This is a genomic window from Dyadobacter luteus (genome assembly GCF_003383615.1).
In the GTDB taxonomy this organism is placed as follows: domain Bacteria; phylum Bacteroidota; class Bacteroidia; order Cytophagales; family Spirosomataceae; genus Dyadobacter; species Dyadobacter luteus.
In genome coordinates this window covers 1-14373 of the sequence record NZ_QNUL01000029.1, presented here as the reverse complement: position 1 = coordinate 14373, position 14373 = coordinate 1, and the positions used below count along the sequence as shown (strand labels likewise).

The 14373-nt window shown below is 42.4% G+C and carries 15 protein-coding genes, 1 tRNA gene and 1 rRNA gene; 7 read left to right on the top strand and 10 right to left on the bottom strand.

Translation table 11 applies throughout. The features are described 5' to 3' along the window. The first annotated feature begins 6 nt into the window (after nt 1-6). Both DSL64_RS24185 and rnhB read left to right on the top strand, forming a co-directional pair. Nucleotides 7-1026 carry a VWA domain-containing protein gene (locus tag DSL64_RS24185; RefSeq protein ID WP_115833531.1) on the top strand — a complete coding sequence of 340 codons (1020 nt, stop codon included), beginning with the start codon at nt 7-9 and terminating at the stop codon, nt 1024-1026. Beyond that, nucleotides 1026-1607: a ribonuclease HII gene (gene rnhB, locus DSL64_RS24180; protein ID WP_115833530.1), complete on the top strand. Its 582-nt coding sequence runs from the start codon at nt 1026-1028 to the stop codon at nt 1605-1607. Before DSL64_RS24185 ends, rnhB begins: the two co-directional genes overlap by 1 nt. On the opposite strand, the gene DSL64_RS24175 is transcribed toward rnhB, so the two are convergent. The 6 genes from DSL64_RS24175 to ligD form a co-directional block, all read right to left on the bottom strand. Continuing rightward, the gene (locus DSL64_RS24175; protein ID WP_115833529.1) at nt 1608-2123 is read right to left on the bottom strand and encodes a DUF2480 family protein; all 516 of its coding nucleotides are present in this window, start codon (nt 2121-2123) and stop codon (nt 1608-1610) included. Nucleotides 2124-2198: 75 nt separating this feature from the next. Beyond that, nucleotides 2199-2897: a tRNA (adenosine(37)-N6)-threonylcarbamoyltransferase complex dimerization subunit type 1 TsaB gene (tsaB, locus tag DSL64_RS24170; RefSeq protein ID WP_115833528.1), complete on the bottom strand. Its 699-nt coding sequence runs from the start codon at nt 2895-2897 to the stop codon at nt 2199-2201. Nucleotides 2898-2933: 36 nt separating this feature from the next. Further along, a complete protein-coding gene (locus DSL64_RS24165; RefSeq protein ID WP_115833527.1) occupies nt 2934-4592 on the bottom strand; it encodes a S41 family peptidase in 1659 nt (552 codons plus the stop codon). A gap of 29 nt (nt 4593-4621) precedes the next feature. Next, nucleotides 4622-5017 (bottom strand): ribonuclease P protein component, encoded by a 396-nt coding sequence (gene rnpA / locus DSL64_RS24160; RefSeq protein ID WP_115833578.1) that lies wholly within the window; start codon nt 5015-5017, stop codon nt 4622-4624. Nucleotides 5018-5150: 133 nt separating this feature from the next. After that, nucleotides 5151-5309: a 50S ribosomal protein L34 gene (gene rpmH / locus DSL64_RS24155; protein ID WP_015813300.1), complete on the bottom strand. Its 159-nt coding sequence runs from the start codon at nt 5307-5309 to the stop codon at nt 5151-5153. 231 nt (nt 5310-5540) lie between these two features. Further along, nucleotides 5541-6548, bottom strand: a complete 1008-nt coding sequence (ligD, locus tag DSL64_RS24150; protein WP_115833526.1) for a non-homologous end-joining DNA ligase — start codon at nt 6546-6548, stop codon at nt 5541-5543. A 259-nt stretch (nt 6549-6807) separates the two neighbouring features. Here ligD and DSL64_RS28860 point away from each other — a divergent pair, with 259 nt between their 5' ends. After that, entirely contained in the window at nt 6808-7392 is a 585-nt protein-coding gene (locus tag DSL64_RS28860; protein WP_147300415.1) for a hypothetical protein, read from the top strand. Between the two features lie 72 nt (nt 7393-7464). Here DSL64_RS28860 and DSL64_RS24140 read toward each other — a convergent pair whose 3' ends face one another. Together DSL64_RS24140 and DSL64_RS29190 are read right to left on the bottom strand one after the other, a co-directional pair. Then, nucleotides 7465-7710 (bottom strand): YgaP family membrane protein, encoded by a 246-nt coding sequence (locus tag DSL64_RS24140; protein WP_115833524.1) that lies wholly within the window; start codon nt 7708-7710, stop codon nt 7465-7467. Nucleotides 7711-7890: 180 nt separating this feature from the next. Then, complete coding sequence (locus DSL64_RS29190; RefSeq protein ID WP_199539491.1) at nt 7891-8055, bottom strand: hypothetical protein; 165 nt, start codon at nt 8053-8055, stop codon at nt 7891-7893. Between the two features lie 233 nt (nt 8056-8288). Between DSL64_RS29190 and mutL the strand changes: the two genes are divergently transcribed. The 4 genes from mutL to dxs all read left to right on the top strand — a co-directional run bounded on the left by mutL (nt 8289) and on the right by dxs (nt 13959). Then, on the top strand, nt 8289-10178 hold the full coding sequence (gene mutL, locus DSL64_RS24135; RefSeq protein WP_115833523.1) for a DNA mismatch repair endonuclease MutL: 1890 nt from the start codon (nt 8289-8291) through the stop codon (nt 10176-10178). 53 nt (nt 10179-10231) lie between these two features. Next, nucleotides 10232-11017 (top strand): rhomboid family intramembrane serine protease, encoded by a 786-nt coding sequence (locus DSL64_RS24130; RefSeq protein WP_115833522.1) that lies wholly within the window; start codon nt 10232-10234, stop codon nt 11015-11017. Nucleotides 11018-11020: 3 nt separating this feature from the next. Beyond that, nucleotides 11021-11938: a rhomboid family intramembrane serine protease gene (locus DSL64_RS24125; protein ID WP_115833521.1), complete on the top strand. Its 918-nt coding sequence runs from the start codon at nt 11021-11023 to the stop codon at nt 11936-11938. A gap of 86 nt (nt 11939-12024) precedes the next feature. After that, complete coding sequence (dxs, locus tag DSL64_RS24120) at nt 12025-13959, top strand: 1-deoxy-D-xylulose-5-phosphate synthase (RefSeq protein WP_115833520.1); 1935 nt, start codon at nt 12025-12027, stop codon at nt 13957-13959. A gap of 80 nt (nt 13960-14039) precedes the next feature. Here the strand turns inward: dxs and DSL64_RS24115 are convergent. Next, nucleotides 14040-14113: transfer RNA gene (locus tag DSL64_RS24115), tRNA-Pro, on the bottom strand. A 91-nt stretch (nt 14114-14204) separates the two neighbouring features. After that, nucleotides 14205-14316, bottom strand: a 5S ribosomal RNA gene (rrf, locus tag DSL64_RS24110). Nucleotides 14317-14373 lie beyond the last annotated feature (57 nt).

Below are 14373 nucleotides of genomic sequence, written 5' to 3'. Positions count from 1 at the left end.
AATAATATGGAGCAGTGGTTTTCATTAAAATGGTTTGGGTATGAGATGTTCCGTTCTTATGAATGGGTGCATCCGTATTTCCTGTACGGGCTCCCATTTGTCCCACTCCTTTTCTGGTTACGCAACGCTTTTCACCGCAAGCATAAGCAACGACTGGTAATTACTTATCATTCCGAAAAAGAGGGAAGAGATTGGCTCACACTGCTCCGTTTTATACAACCTGTTTGTGTTGGACTTGCACTATGCCTTGTACTCATCGCTCTGGCACGTCCTCAGGTAGTTTCTGAACGTAAAGACCGCTTCTCCGAAGGAATTGATATTATGTTGCTTATGGATATCTCCGATTCCATGTTGGAAAAAGATCTGAGCCCCAACCGACTGGAAGCTGCTAAGCAAGTGGCGCGTCAGTTCATCAAAGGCCGTTTACAGGATCGGATCGGTCTGATCATATTTGCCGGGGAAGCAGTATCGTTATGTCCGCTTACTACGGATTATGAGCTGTTGTACGGCTACCTGGATGAAATCAAACCAGACATGATCCCTACGGCCGGAACAGCCATTGGCAGCGCGTTGGCAGTTGCTGTGAACCGTATGCGGGAAACAAAAGGGGATGGAAAAGTCGCCATCCTGATCAGTGATGGCGACAACACATCCGGCAACCTTGATCCCACTACAGCTGCTCAGCTGGCAAAAGCTTTCGGAGTTAAAGTGTATACAATATCTGTAGGCAACGTGATCAGGCAGGTTAAAAGAGATTCTCTCACAACATCCAACGCGCTGGTAGATGAGGGCGGACTTCGTAACATTGCAGCATTGGGTAGCGGAAAATACTTCAGAGCAACGGATAATAAGGGATTGGGAGAGGTTTTCAAACAAATAAACCAGATAGAAAAAGTAAAATATATAGACGTCACCTCCCGTGACGTTAGTGATTATTACAGAATTTACCTTTACTGGGCTGTTACGCTGCTTCTGATTGCAATTGCAACCAAAAGTACGTTTATGGCCAATATACTTGAAGATTAATGCTTAAGTCTTACTATAATTTTGAAGCAATTGAAGCGGGTCTGGACGAAGTCGGCAGAGGTTGCCTTGCCGGTCCGGTGGTTGCAGCAGCTGTAATTTTGCCCAAGGACTATACACATGTTTTCCTTAACGACTCAAAACAGCTTTCTAAATTACAAAGAGATATTCTCGAAAAAGAGATTATCAGGGAATCTGTTGCGTGGGCCGTGGCAGAAGTAGATAATATAGAAATCGATAAAATCAATATTCTGAAAGCCAGCTTTCTTGCCATGCACAGAGCCGTGGATAAACTCCATACCCGACCTGAACATTTGCTGGTGGATGGGAACCGGTTTACCCCTTACCCAATGATTCCGCATACGTGCATTATCAAAGGAGATACCCATTATCTTTCCATTGCCGCAGCATCTGTACTAGCCAAAAATTATCGTGATCAATTGATGGCAGATTTGGGGACTCAGTTTCCGCATTATGGTTGGGATAGCAATGTAGGCTACCCCACTATTCATCATCGGCGTGCAATTCTGGAACACGGAACATGCTCCTATCACCGGATGAGCTTCAAATTACTAAAATTGTAATCAGGCTTTTGGCTTTTTATAGAGAGGTACTGTACTGCATGGTTCTCCAAACATCAGACTCTGAACCACAGGTTTCAGTAGTTTAGTGATTTCCATGTAGGCAGATACCGGAACCGGATATTTGCTACAGCCCTTCACAACAACACGTTTTGCCTCGTATTCATATGCATTAATTCCGGCAATAGCATCACTGAAAAGTTTGGCTTCCAAAACTTCCAGGTCACCAAATACAACCTGATGTGCATAAGGCTCCAGATGACTTGCGAGCAGCATATACGCCCATGTAGGCACGATTGCGTCTTCTGAACAAGTGACGGCCACATTTTTACCCGAATAGGCTGCCCAATCATGAGATTTCAAAAAGTCCCGGAAATCTTTCTCTTTCAGGATCATTCCCTGCCAGAGGTTATCTTTGATGTCATACAAAACCCTTTCACCAGGATGATATAATTCTTCCAGATCAAGGGAAATAATGCCACTGGTTGCAACGCGGTTAACAATTTCTTCTGTTTCCATACTTGGTATTTTCTATTCTGATGGAGAACATCAAAAAATCAGAATTTGTTTACGGCAATAAAGGCTTATTACATTTTATGAGGCTGAAACAGGTTGCTTTTTCGCCGGCGGCGACATAAAATCTTTCAGGTAATAAGGTTCAAAAGAGGCAACATTTACAAAGTTACCTGCCGCGTAAGCATCTTTTGCTAAAGCACCTACAGTCATCGCAGAAGGGCGAATGTCAGCTTTTAGAAACACCGCATTTTTATTCTGCCCTAAAACCTTAATACACTTCGAAGCGCCATCACCAAAGAATACAACCTTGCCATTCGCTAAAAAACTATGAAATGAATTTTCATCCACAATTACAGCTTCAGTCGGACTCACCACTTTCCCTTCGGCATCAAAAATGGAAGCGTATACTTCCATTCTGCGCGCATCAATCATCGGACAAAAGAGTAGGTCTGACGAATGGAAAGGGATTACCTGCCATGCCATCGCCTCCAGCGTATTAATGACCAGAAGTGGTTTATCCAAGGCGTAGCACAGACCTTTGGCTGTAGAAACTCCTACTCTTAACCCCGTGTACGATCCCGGTCCCTTGGCAACAGCAATCGCATCCAGATCGGCTAAAGTAGCGCCGGCATGTTTCACAGCGCTTTCCATGAGAGAAGTCAGCATAGCAGAAGACGACTTATCAGCAAACAAATCATAGCTTGCAAGCAGAGCTCCGCTATCGTGAACTGCAACAGAACAACCTCTTGTTGAGGTGTCAATACTTAATATCTTCATAGGAAAATGAAGAAGAAAATGCAATCTGTTCCCAAACTACTTTTTCTTCCCTTTCAGAATTTCATTATATCGATTTGAATCCTTTAAAAGAGCAAGCGCTTCTTTCACTTCTTTATCCTCTTCAAAAGAAGCTTCACGCATTCCTTTTTCCAGGTAATAGTGTTTGATGATTTCCTCTTCCAATATCTTTTTTATTTCCGCTTTTCCGATTTGCAGATCGTTATCCTTTGTATGGGATAATTTCGAGCGAAGTGCTTTCAATTGCTCATCGATCAGGTCTATTGATTTTTCCTTTTTCGCAGCTGCTTCCAGATCATTCAAATCACGCTCTACCTGAGTCGTGTAATCATATTCTTTGTCAGACAACCACTTTACAAAAGTGCTGTACTCGGGATCAGTCAAATGAAACTCCTTTGCCGGCTTAATCGTCGGATGTTCGAAGTGATATTTCACTGCATATTCAAAGAAAAGCCTATTACGACCTAAGGCTGAGGCCAATGGCGAGTAAGTCTCTCTTTCAGTAACAATATCCGGCAGGATACCTCCACCATCATAAACAACTCTTCCGTTTTTGGTTTTAAAAGCAGTCATTAAAGAATCTGCAATTTTACCTACGCTGCCGTCTTCATTTCTCTGACTGTAATTGATAGCCTGAATACATCTGCCACTCGGTATGTAATACTTGGCAGTCGTAATCTTCATTTTTGTATTGTACGACAAATCTCTGGTTGTCTGCACCAAACCCTTACCATAAGTCCGCTGCCCGATCAGAACACCACGGTCATAGTCCTGAATGACACCAGAAACAATCTCGGCTGCCGAAGCACTACGGTTATTGGTTAGGACGACCACAGGAATATCAATATCCATAGCCGGATTATAGGCGGTATAGGTTTTATTCCATTCTGTCACCTTCCCCTTTGTGGAAACTACTTCTGAGCCCTGCGGAACAAAGATGTTGGAAATTTCAATTGCCATATTAAGCAGTCCTCCCGGATTATCACGCAAGTCCAGCACAACCGACTTCATACCTTTACCTTTCAGCTCCTGAAAAGCATTTCTTACTTCGCGGGAAGCTGTAGCCGTAAAATCTTTCAGGTCAATATAGCCTACGTTCTCACTGATCATACCATAATAAGGTACGTTGGTGACCTTTACGATATCACGGTTCAGTTTAATTTCCAGAGGCTTCACAATCCCATATCTTTTAATCGATAAGGTAACGCTCGTCTGTGTCTGGCCTTTCAATAATTTTCCTGTATCAAAATCTTCTCTGGCAGCAACGTCAACTCCATTGATTCTGATGATCTCATCTCCAATCTGAAGTCCGGCTTTCTGTGCGGGCGTATCCTCGTACACCATCATCACAGTATGTTTTCCTTCAGCAGAACTGACCATCGCACCAATACCATTGTATTTTCCGGTGGTCATTGTCATGTAATCTTCGATATCATCTTCCGCATAGTAAACCGTGTACGGATCCAGCGTCCTCAGCATATTGTCTATGCTGGTTTTGATCAGCTGATTCGGATTGATTTCATCTACGTAATAGGCATTCAGCTCTTTAAAGAGCGTAGCATATATATCCAGATTACGGGCAATTTCAAATAAACGGTCGTCTTGGCGAAAGGAAAAAACCGTCAGTCCGGCAACAACGGGAACCGCCAGCCATTTGGAGCGAAAATACTTTCTCATCTGAGTCAGGAATTATCAGTTTGCAAAAATCAGGGAGCAGGAGGCGTCTTACCCATTTTTTTCAGGGTTTGCTTCATGGCCTGTTCAATAACGTCGTAAGTTGTTATTTCTTTTGCAAGATACAAAAAAGCAATATAAGATGGGGGAGCCCCGGCGGAGCTGGCAATTAATAGTTCTTTATGAAGCCGATATGCTTCGCGGCACCTGCGCCTGACAAGGTTTCGGTCAACAGCCTTTTTAAACTGTTTTTTAGATACCGAAAATAATACCTGAGGATATTTTTGAGTGCTTTCCTTATCATAAATATAAAGCACACGAAAAGGAAAGAGGTAGAACGTCTGAACATCCGAACTACCTCTTTTGAAAAGCTTGCCGATTAAACGAGGATCACAAAGACGCTCATTTTTTCCAAATTTTTGTTTCAAGTCTATTGCAGACAAAATCGTCTGATTCGCTGGAGATTACTTCAGCGAATCAGACGGTGTAAGACTGTAAAGATTAAAAAGTACAGCCGGTATAACCTGCTGTTGCTCCTTTACCTAAACTTTAAAACCTTAACTATTGCTTATGACGTTTTTCGTCAGAAACAGTCAGTTTCCAACGGCCTTTTTTGCGACGACCCGCAACAACCTTGCGTCCGTTAGCCGTAGACATTCTTTCACGGAATCCGTGCTTATTTCTCCTCTTGCGATTCGATGGTTGAAAGGTACGTTTCATTTCTTTATGTATTTATTGCTCTGTAAAATCTCTCCTACCCGTAATTTGGGCTTGCAAAGGTAGACTAATTTTTTCAGTAAGTCAAAATTTACAAGCAATTTATAATTGTATTTAGCTCTTGATCACCTTATTTAGCTCAAATTCTTGCTGATAACGTAAAATTTAACCCTTCGGATACTCCAATTTTTTTATTAAAAATTAGTTTTCGAACAAAAGTAGCTTTCAAAATCATCAATCTCCGGACGAAGTCATTGGTTTTTCCAATGCAATATCTTTCGGATTTTTATCCATCCTGAGCCCTGCAAAGGAAGGGTGCCGGAAGAGGCCATCCTGTGTGATCTCAGCGTAATTTACCTCACATACTAAAGTTGGCTTCAGCCAAGTCACTGTCATATCTGTGGTAACGGGGCGGAAGCGATTTCTCTTGTTATAATCGGGAGTAGCTTCGAATGGGCTTTTCTTTCTTATTAGTGGCTTGAATATTGCGAGCATTTCCTTCTGCTGCTTATTGGAAAATCCGGTTCCTACTTTGCCTACGTATTGAAGTTTGTTTTTTTCATACACCCCCAGCAACAGAGAACTGAACACTTTGGGAGAGCCCTGCTTATTTGTATAACCTGCAATAATTACCTCCTGCCTTTTTTCTGTTTTAATTTTGAGCCAATCCTTTGAGCGGGCCCCTGGACTATACAAACTATCAGACCTTTTGGCAATAATCCCTTCCAAACCCATCTTGCTGGCCGCATCAAAAAATGCAGTTCCCTGTGCAGCAACGCTGTATCCGCTTCTTATGACTTCGTGTTCTGATGGTATCAGGTCAGCCAAAATCTTTTTTCGTTCCAGCAAAGGCTGTCCCGTCAAATTCTTTCCATCAAGCCAAAGTACATCAAAAACATAAAACAGTAACTGCCCATCTTTTTTTTCCTGCCAGTTTTGCAACAAGCCGAATTTTGAAATTCCCTCTTCATTCACCACAACGATTTCCCCATCTAAAATGGCGTTGATCTTCCACTTTGCCAATGCGTCTGTTACAGGATAGAATTTTTCATTAAACGACTTTCGATTTCTCGACCGTAGATGAACCTCCCCATCCTTCATGAATGCCAGCGCTCTGTAACCGTCCCACTTAATCTCATATTCCCATCCATCGTTATCGAAGGGTTTATCGGTGAGTGTAGCAAGCATTGGGGTCATATTAAGGCTAAATTCCTGATCCGGTAAATCTTTTGAAGCTTTCATAATGAATCGCAAAAGGGAATTATTCTATTTATTTTCAAGCACTTACAAACAAATATGAAAAAGTAATGCCATTAATTATAATCCGGCATTTGACTATGCATCTTAAACCATCCCAGATACAGCAAAAGCCGTCGTCAGGTCGAAAAAATAATTTATAAAAAACCACATTTTATTCATATACGTAACATTATCAAGTAGTTAGTGGTACGATTGTTTTTAACATATCGTCAATTCATTATTCATCAAATTTCTGGAAATCATGAAAAAGATAACATTGAATATAACCGCAATAGCATTATTCGCTTCGTTCGCTTCGTTTGGTCAGGTAATGCCAACCTCGACGGCACCCGGAAGTACGACAAGACCTGCCGCACCTGCAGGCAGCACACAGTCAACCACTCCGGGGAGTGTTAATACTACCCAGCCTGGGTCTGTACTACCTGCCACGACGCAACCGACAACGTCACCTATCGGAACATATCCACAAACAGCACCGGCAACAACACAACCATCAACCAACTTGCCAGGTACAACCACCACAGTTCCCGGTAGTGTAACAAGGCCACAATCTACAGCCCCCGGCGCAGTAACGCCAGGTGGAACTGTTCCGGGGAGCATTACACAACCCGGAACATTACCAGGCGCTGTAACCCCCAATTCGGGTAGCACTGTTCCTGCAACAGGAACAAACCCTGTAAGGCCTGGCACAACTGTACCAGGAACTTCTACAAGACCTGCAACAACGCAGCCTTCTACCATACCCGGAACCAGTACCCCGGCCAGCGCAAGACCAGGCGGCAATTCACCAACATCGGGCAGACCCGGAGGGAATAGTCCTCAATAAACAGAAACCATACAAAAGCGCCCGGCGATTTCGATAATCGCCGGGCGCTTTTGTATACATGCTGAAAGAATATCAGTTCCTTTCTAAGGCCCTATTTACCGGACAATAGCCTGTAGTTCCTCTTGTAATCAGAAGTCCGCCTACAAATGTAAGCCCCTTGCCTAAAATCGTCTCCTTCTTCTGCAAACCATAATAAGTTGCAACAGCTCCTGCCAAGAGGGAGACAATCCTTTCGATATTATTAACATTCTGTACTTCACTGATGGCTGTACCTGCGTCAGTTATCTTTTCTTTAATAAGGTCGATTGATGATTCCATAACTTACGATTGTTTTGATAATGTTGGTCTGTTGCTATCAAACACTGTACCAACATGAGTTTAAAATAAGAGAGCGACCATCTCAGTCGCTCTCTTAAATGTTCCAACACGTATTTTGAATGCATCTGCATTCTTTGGAGCTATTTTTTAAAATGAACTATCCATAACTATTCGAGGCGTCTACAACTCCAGATCAACCCACATTCTATGAACCATTTTTTCAACCATACCCACTATACCCTGAAAAGCACCGAACACGACGCATAATGGTAGTATAACCGGCAAAAAGATCAGCCATTGTAAAGCCATCGTTGCATTGAATTTTTTCAGAATTGGTGCTTTCATGATAATGGGTTACTGTTATGGAGTGCTAGAAATAGTTATAATTCTGTAATATTAACGAAATACGATTAAAAAACAGATTAATTATTATAGAAAATTTCAATAAAAAATGTGATTTTTTTCTCAAATCGAATTTTTGGCCTTCAAGGTAGTCTTTCGGCCTACACACAAAAGCACCTTCCCCCTAAACAAAAAATTTGCTAAGTTTGTATATATAGTAAAACTTAGATTTATATATGGCGTCTTCCGACATCATTCAATTATTGCCAGATTCAATTGCTAATCAGATAGCCGCAGGAGAGGTAGTGCAACGGCCAGCTTCGGTAGTGAAAGAATTGCTGGAAAATGCTATTGATGCTGGAGCGACACAGATTCAGGTTATCCTGAAAGAAGCAGGCAGAACATTAATTCAAGTCATTGATAATGGCTCTGGTATGTCAGAAACAGACGCCAGAATGTGTTTCGAACGCCACGCGACTTCCAAGATCCGTAAGTCTGAAGATTTATTCAGTATAAGAACAATGGGATTTCGTGGAGAAGCTTTAGCTTCCATCGCTGCTGTTGCTCAGGTTGAGCTGCGTACCAGAAGAGAGGAAGATGAAACAGGTATCCAGATAAAAATTGAAGCTTCTGAAATCAAAACGCATGAAGCAGTTGCCTGCGTGACAGGAACCAGCCTTTCTGTTAAAAATCTTTTTTTTAATGTACCGGCTCGTCGTAATTTTTTAAAGTCCAATGCTGTAGAAATGCGGCATGTGCTGGACGAATTTCAACGCATCGCACTGGCTAATCCCGAAGTTTCTCTAAGTCTGCATCATAATGATACCGAAGTTTTTAATCTGGGTGGCGGCAAACTTGTAAGGCGTATCATAGATATATACGGAAAGAGTTATCGTGAGCAACTCGCATTCTGCCAGGAGGATACCTCCTACATAAGCGTGCGTGGTTATATCGGTAAACCTGAATTTGCGCGTAAAACGAGAGGAGAGCAGTTTTTCTTTGTCAACAATCGTTTTATCAAGCACAGTTACATGCATCATGCGGTGATCAGCGCTTTCGATGGTAGCATTGCTGAGGGTAGCCATCCTTTTTATGTCTTGTTTATTGAGATAGATCCGTCTCACATAGACATAAACATACATCCTACCAAGACAGAGATCAAATTCGACGATGAGAAATCGGTGTATGCCATTATTATGGCTGCAGTAAAGAAAGCTGTAGGTGTTTACAATCTGTCTCAGTCTATAGATTTCGAAGAAAATATCAACTTTCTCAGCCCTTCTCCATCAGAAGCAAGTCATAATCTGGTTCCGAGAACTGTAATGCCTGACTGGGCTGCTCAATCCAAAAAATCTGATTCGGCGCAGTCCCGCTCCAATCTGACCAATTGGAATAAGCTGTTTGAGGGATTGCAGAATACCGAAGACCGCACAAGGGAAATTGTGGCCTTTGAAACCGCCGGAACTGCTCCTGCTGTCAGAAAACCTTATTCTGAGCCGGCTATGACTGTTGCCAGCAAGGTAAACCGAATGGCATCCGAGGCTATTGCCGCTCCGGAAAGCGATGCTGTCATATTCCAGTTACACAATAGGTATATCCTGTCGCAAGTCAAAGACGGCATTATGCTCATCGATCAAAAGGCTGCTTATGAGCGTATTCTCTATGAGCGATACCGCAAAATGCTTACGAATCGTAATGGTGCATGTCAGCAACTTCTGTTTCCGAAAACGATCAGACTTACACACTCTGATATGCAGCTTGTGCAGGAAACCAGAAAGGAGATACGCAGTCTTGGTTTTGAATTTGATGAATTCGGAGCCAATGAATTAATAATACGCGGTATTCCTGCAGACCTTCCTGAAGAAAGCGAACAGGATTTGTTCGAAGAACTCGTTGAGCAGCTGAAGCAGAGCTATTCAGATCTGAAACTGAATAAGCCTGAAAGCCTTTCAAGATCATTGGCGCGCCGTTTTTCCATTCGTTATGCTGTGAAGCTGTCTCTTGTGGAAATACATACCCTTATTGACCAGCTGTTTGCATCAACAGATCCAAACCGTACACCCAATGGAGAGGCAATTATTGTGCTGTTAACCATGGATAAGCTCAGCAGTATTTTTAAAGTATAAACAACATTTCTTCAGAAAAAGAATAAAAGACCTTTAACTGATTTTAGTCAAATATGTTAGCCATAACCCCAACGGTAAGAAATTTACTTATTCTGAATATTCTGTTTTACATAGTAGATTCATTTGTGCTCAAAATCTCTAACGGATTTGCACTTATGCCCCTGCTATCTCCCTCATTCATGCCTTACCAGTTCGTAACGTATATGTTTTTACATGCGAATCTGGGCCATCTTTTCAGTAACATGTTTGGATTATTCATGTTTGGCCCGCTTCTGGAGCGAATGTGGGGATCTAAGAAATTTTTATTTTTCTACTTTTTTACCGGAATAGGTGCAGGGCTGTTGTTTTCAGGAATTAGCTATTATGAAAACATACAGCTTAGGAATGCGGTAGAATTCTACCTTCAGCAACCCGGTCCGGATGCGCTTGCTGACTTTTTCAGTAAACATGCAAAGGCGCTGTACGAATCAAATCTGGGTTTCCTGAATAAATTTGAAGCCGACCCAACAAACGTGTCATATATCAATGATAGTGTAGGTTTTGTAAAAGGGTGGTTGCAACGGGAAATCAACATCCCTATGGTAGGGGCTTCGGGTGCAGTGTTTGGCATTTTGATGGCTTTCGGCTTGTTATTCCCAAATACTGAGCTGTTTATGTTATTCGTTCCTTTTCCAATAAAAGCCAAATACTTCGTAACATTTTACGGATTATTTGAGTTATATTCAGGTATAAAAAACGCTCAGTCAGACAACGTTGCACACTTCGCCCACGTGGGAGGAATGCTATTTGCATACATATTGTTGAGATACTGGCGGACCAAGAAAACAAACTTCTATTGACCAATGAGCAATATTATAGATGATATAAAACGTGAGTTTTCAAAATCGGAAAACTCACTGGTTAAAATTATACTGATCAATACCGCGGTTTTCCTCGTGCTTTTGATTTCTAAGATTATTTTTACCCTTTCCCAGTCATCCGGTATTTATGCCTGGATTATGAATAATCTGCAGTTGCCGGCGTCAACTACGGAATTTTTATACCGCCCCTGGACGCTCATTACCTATTTCTTCACCCACGACGACATTTTCCATATTCTTTTCAATATGCTCTTCCTTTATTGGTTCGGGCGCTTAATTGACGAATATCTGGGCGCTAAAAGGGTAGTAGCGCTTTATTTACTGGGTGGTATTTTCGGAGGAGTGATTTATATGGTCATTTATAACATTCTTCCCTACTTCCAGCCACATCTTGAACAATCCAGAATGTTGGGCGCTTCTGCTGCTGCTTTTGCAGTGGCTGTTGGGGCATCTACTCTTTTGCCTAATTATACATTTAACCTGATCTTTTTAGGACCAATACGAATCAAGTTTATCGCGTTGTTTTATATCATTCTGTCATTGGCACAAACTGTTGGCCCAAATGCAGGTGGTAACCTGGCGCATTTGGGTGGGGCTTTTGTAGGCTACTTCTTCATAAAGCTGTTACAGAATGGTACAGATATGGGAAAACCAATCTACGCACTGGTGAATTTATGGTCGGGGCTCTTCAGAAAGAAACCTTCCATGCAGGTCACCTATCGCGAAAAACAAGTTTACAGAAGTACCAGTGTCTACACCAGCACGGCATCGTCGGCTACGATAGAGACTCCGGATCAAACTGAAATAGATTCTATTTTGGACAAAATATCCAAATCCGGCTATGAAAGTCTTACGAAGGAAGAAAAGCAAAAGCTTTTCAAAGCAAGTCAACAAAAATAAAACGGAGATTGATTACCTATTTGTTTAATTTTGTGCGTGTTTCACGTTTATTCTGATTCACCAATCTGATACTAATTTCCTTCAACATGCTTATAACACCAGGAAAACTACTTGCGCAAATTGAAACACCAGAGGATTTAAGAAAACTGGATCGTTCTCAATTGCCGCAGGTTTGTGCAGAATTGCGCCAATTCATTATTGATAATGTATCTGTTTACGGGGGCCATTTCGGAGCTAGTCTGGGTGTTGTAGAATTAAGCGTTGCGCTTCATTATGTTTTTAATACTCCCGATGATCAACTTGTCTGGGATGTGGGTCATCAGGCCTACGGACACAAGATTCTTACCGGGAGAAAGAATGAATTTCATACAAACCGGACTTACGGAGGTATTTCGGGCTTTCCCAATCGGAAAGAAAGTATATATGATGCCTTTGGAGTAGGCCATTCATCTACTTCGATTTCATCAGCATTAGGAATGGCGGTTGCATCTGCACTGGACAAGCATTATCAACGTCAGCACATTGCTGTAATAGGTGACGGTGCCATGACTGCCGGCCTTGCCTTCGAAGGCATGAACCATGCAGGCGCTACAGACTCCAATTTGCTGATTATCCTGAATGACAATTGCATGGCAATTGATCCTAATGTAGGTGCATTGAAAGAATATCTGACGGATATTACGACTTCAAAAACCTACAATAAATTCAGGGATGAAGTATGGAACATCCTGGGCAAGATGAGCAACTTTGGGAAAAGTGCTCAGGAAGTGGTTTCGAAAGTAGAAACGGTTATGAAAACCGCAATACTTCGCCAGAGTAATTTATTCGAATCGTTAGGTTTACGATATTTCGGACCTATTGATGGCAATGATATCGGCCACCTTACCGAAGTACTCAATGACCTTAAGAATATCCCTGGTCCTAAGCTGCTGCATTGCCTCACCGTTAAAGGTAAAGGCTATGGTCCTGCAGAAAAGGATCAGACCAAATGGCACGCTCCAGGTATTTTTGATAAAATCTCAGGAGAGATTCAAAAGAAAATATTTGATAGTCCGCAACCTCCCAAATATCAGGACGTATTCGGACATACGATTGTTGAACTTGCAACAGCCAATAAAGAAATCATCGGTGTAACGCCTGCAATGCCTTCCGGATCGTCGCTCAACATTATGATGGAGGCAATGCCCGAGCGAGCTTTTGATGTAGGTATCGCAGAGCAGCACGCTGTTACCTTCTCAGCCGGTATGGCTACACAGGGTAAGGTAGTGTTTTGTAACATCTACTCTACGTTCATGCAAAGGGCGTATGACCAGGTAATACATGATGTGTGCATTCAAAACCTTCCGGTTGTTTTCTGTCTGGATAGAGCTGGTTTGGTAGGAGCTGACGGACCAACACATCACGGAGCGTATGATGTAGCCTATATGCGTTGTATTCCCAACATGGTAGTGGCATCTCCGATGAACGAAGAAGAGCTCCGCAACCTGATGTTTACAGCGCAAGGAGAAAAATTTCAGAAAAGCGGAAACGCATTCACAATAAGATATCCCCGCGGAAACGGTGTTATGCCTAACTGGCGCTCTCCTTTCCAGGAAATACGCATAGGAAGTGGCCGGAAGATTAAAGACGGCTCAGACATCGCTATTTTAACTTTGGGTCCTGTTGGTAATTTTGCCAGCCAGGCCTGTGATGCTTTGGAAAGACAAGGAATTCACGCTGCGCTTTATGATATGCGCTTTGTGAAACCGTTGGATGAAGCGTTACTGCACGAAATATTCGCCAGATTCGACAAAGTAATTACTGTTGAAGATGGATGCCTGCAGGGAGGATTTGGAAGCGCTGTGATCGAATTTATGGTTGATCATAATTATAGAGCCCGGGTTAAAAGACTTGGAATCCCTGATGGCATCGTTGAACATGGTGAGCCTTCAGATTTATATCGTGAGTGCCGCCTTGATGTTAAGGGTATTATTGATACAGTACATGAAGAGATGGTTGCTGAAGTGACAGCAATCTTATAATAAATAACAAAGGCACAGACTGCCTCAAAGCAGAAAAGAGTCAGAGCGTAGATAAACTACATTCTGACTCTTTTTTATTGTCGGGGAGACAGGATTCGAACCTGCGACCCTCTGGTCCCAAACCAGATGCGCTACCGGGCTGCGCCACTCCCCGATTGCATAGTGTTATAGCGAACTATAAACTGTATGCCCTCTACTTTAACGCGAAAAAGCCTCACATTTCTGTGAGGCTTTCTGTTGTAGTATTGTGGCGACTACCTACTTTACCAGGTTTGATCCAAGTATCATCGGCGGTTCCGGGCTTAACTTCTCTGTTCGGGATGGGAAGAGGTGAACACCGGACCAATAGTCACCAACAAGATCTTTGAGTTAAGAATGATGAGTTAATAATGAAGAGTACTAGTCTTCGATTTA

What these genes read in the sequence shown, in the direction of transcription:
- DSL64_RS24185 (WP_115833531.1), top strand. Translation starts at nt 7, where the DNA reads ATGGAGCAGTGGTTTTCATTAAAATGGTTTGGGTATGAGATGTTCCGT.
- rnhB (WP_115833530.1), top strand. Translation starts at nt 1,026, where the DNA reads ATGCTTAAGTCTTACTATAATTTTGAAGCAATTGAAGCGGGTCTGGAC.
- DSL64_RS24175 (WP_115833529.1), bottom strand. Translation starts at nt 2,123, where the DNA reads ATGGAAACAGAAGAAATTGTTAACCGCGTTGCAACCAGTGGCATTATT.
- tsaB (WP_115833528.1), bottom strand. Translation starts at nt 2,897, where the DNA reads ATGAAGATATTAAGTATTGACACCTCAACAAGAGGTTGTTCTGTTGCA.
- DSL64_RS24165 (WP_115833527.1), bottom strand. Translation starts at nt 4,592, where the DNA reads ATGAGAAAGTATTTTCGCTCCAAATGGCTGGCGGTTCCCGTTGTTGCC.
- rpmH (WP_015813300.1), bottom strand. Translation starts at nt 5,309, where the DNA reads ATGAAACGTACCTTTCAACCATCGAATCGCAAGAGGAGAAATAAGCAC.
- ligD (WP_115833526.1), bottom strand. Translation starts at nt 6,548, where the DNA reads ATGAAAGCTTCAAAAGATTTACCGGATCAGGAATTTAGCCTTAATATG.
- DSL64_RS28860 (WP_147300415.1), top strand. Translation starts at nt 6,808, where the DNA reads ATGAAAAAGATAACATTGAATATAACCGCAATAGCATTATTCGCTTCG.
- DSL64_RS24140 (WP_115833524.1), bottom strand. Translation starts at nt 7,710, where the DNA reads ATGGAATCATCAATCGACCTTATTAAAGAAAAGATAACTGACGCAGGT.
- DSL64_RS29190 (WP_199539491.1), bottom strand. Translation starts at nt 8,055, where the DNA reads ATGAAAGCACCAATTCTGAAAAAATTCAATGCAACGATGGCTTTACAA.
- mutL (WP_115833523.1), top strand. Translation starts at nt 8,289, where the DNA reads ATGGCGTCTTCCGACATCATTCAATTATTGCCAGATTCAATTGCTAAT.
- DSL64_RS24130 (WP_115833522.1), top strand. Translation starts at nt 10,232, where the DNA reads ATGTTAGCCATAACCCCAACGGTAAGAAATTTACTTATTCTGAATATT.
- DSL64_RS24125 (WP_115833521.1), top strand. Translation starts at nt 11,021, where the DNA reads ATGAGCAATATTATAGATGATATAAAACGTGAGTTTTCAAAATCGGAA.
- dxs (WP_115833520.1), top strand. Translation starts at nt 12,025, where the DNA reads ATGCTTATAACACCAGGAAAACTACTTGCGCAAATTGAAACACCAGAG.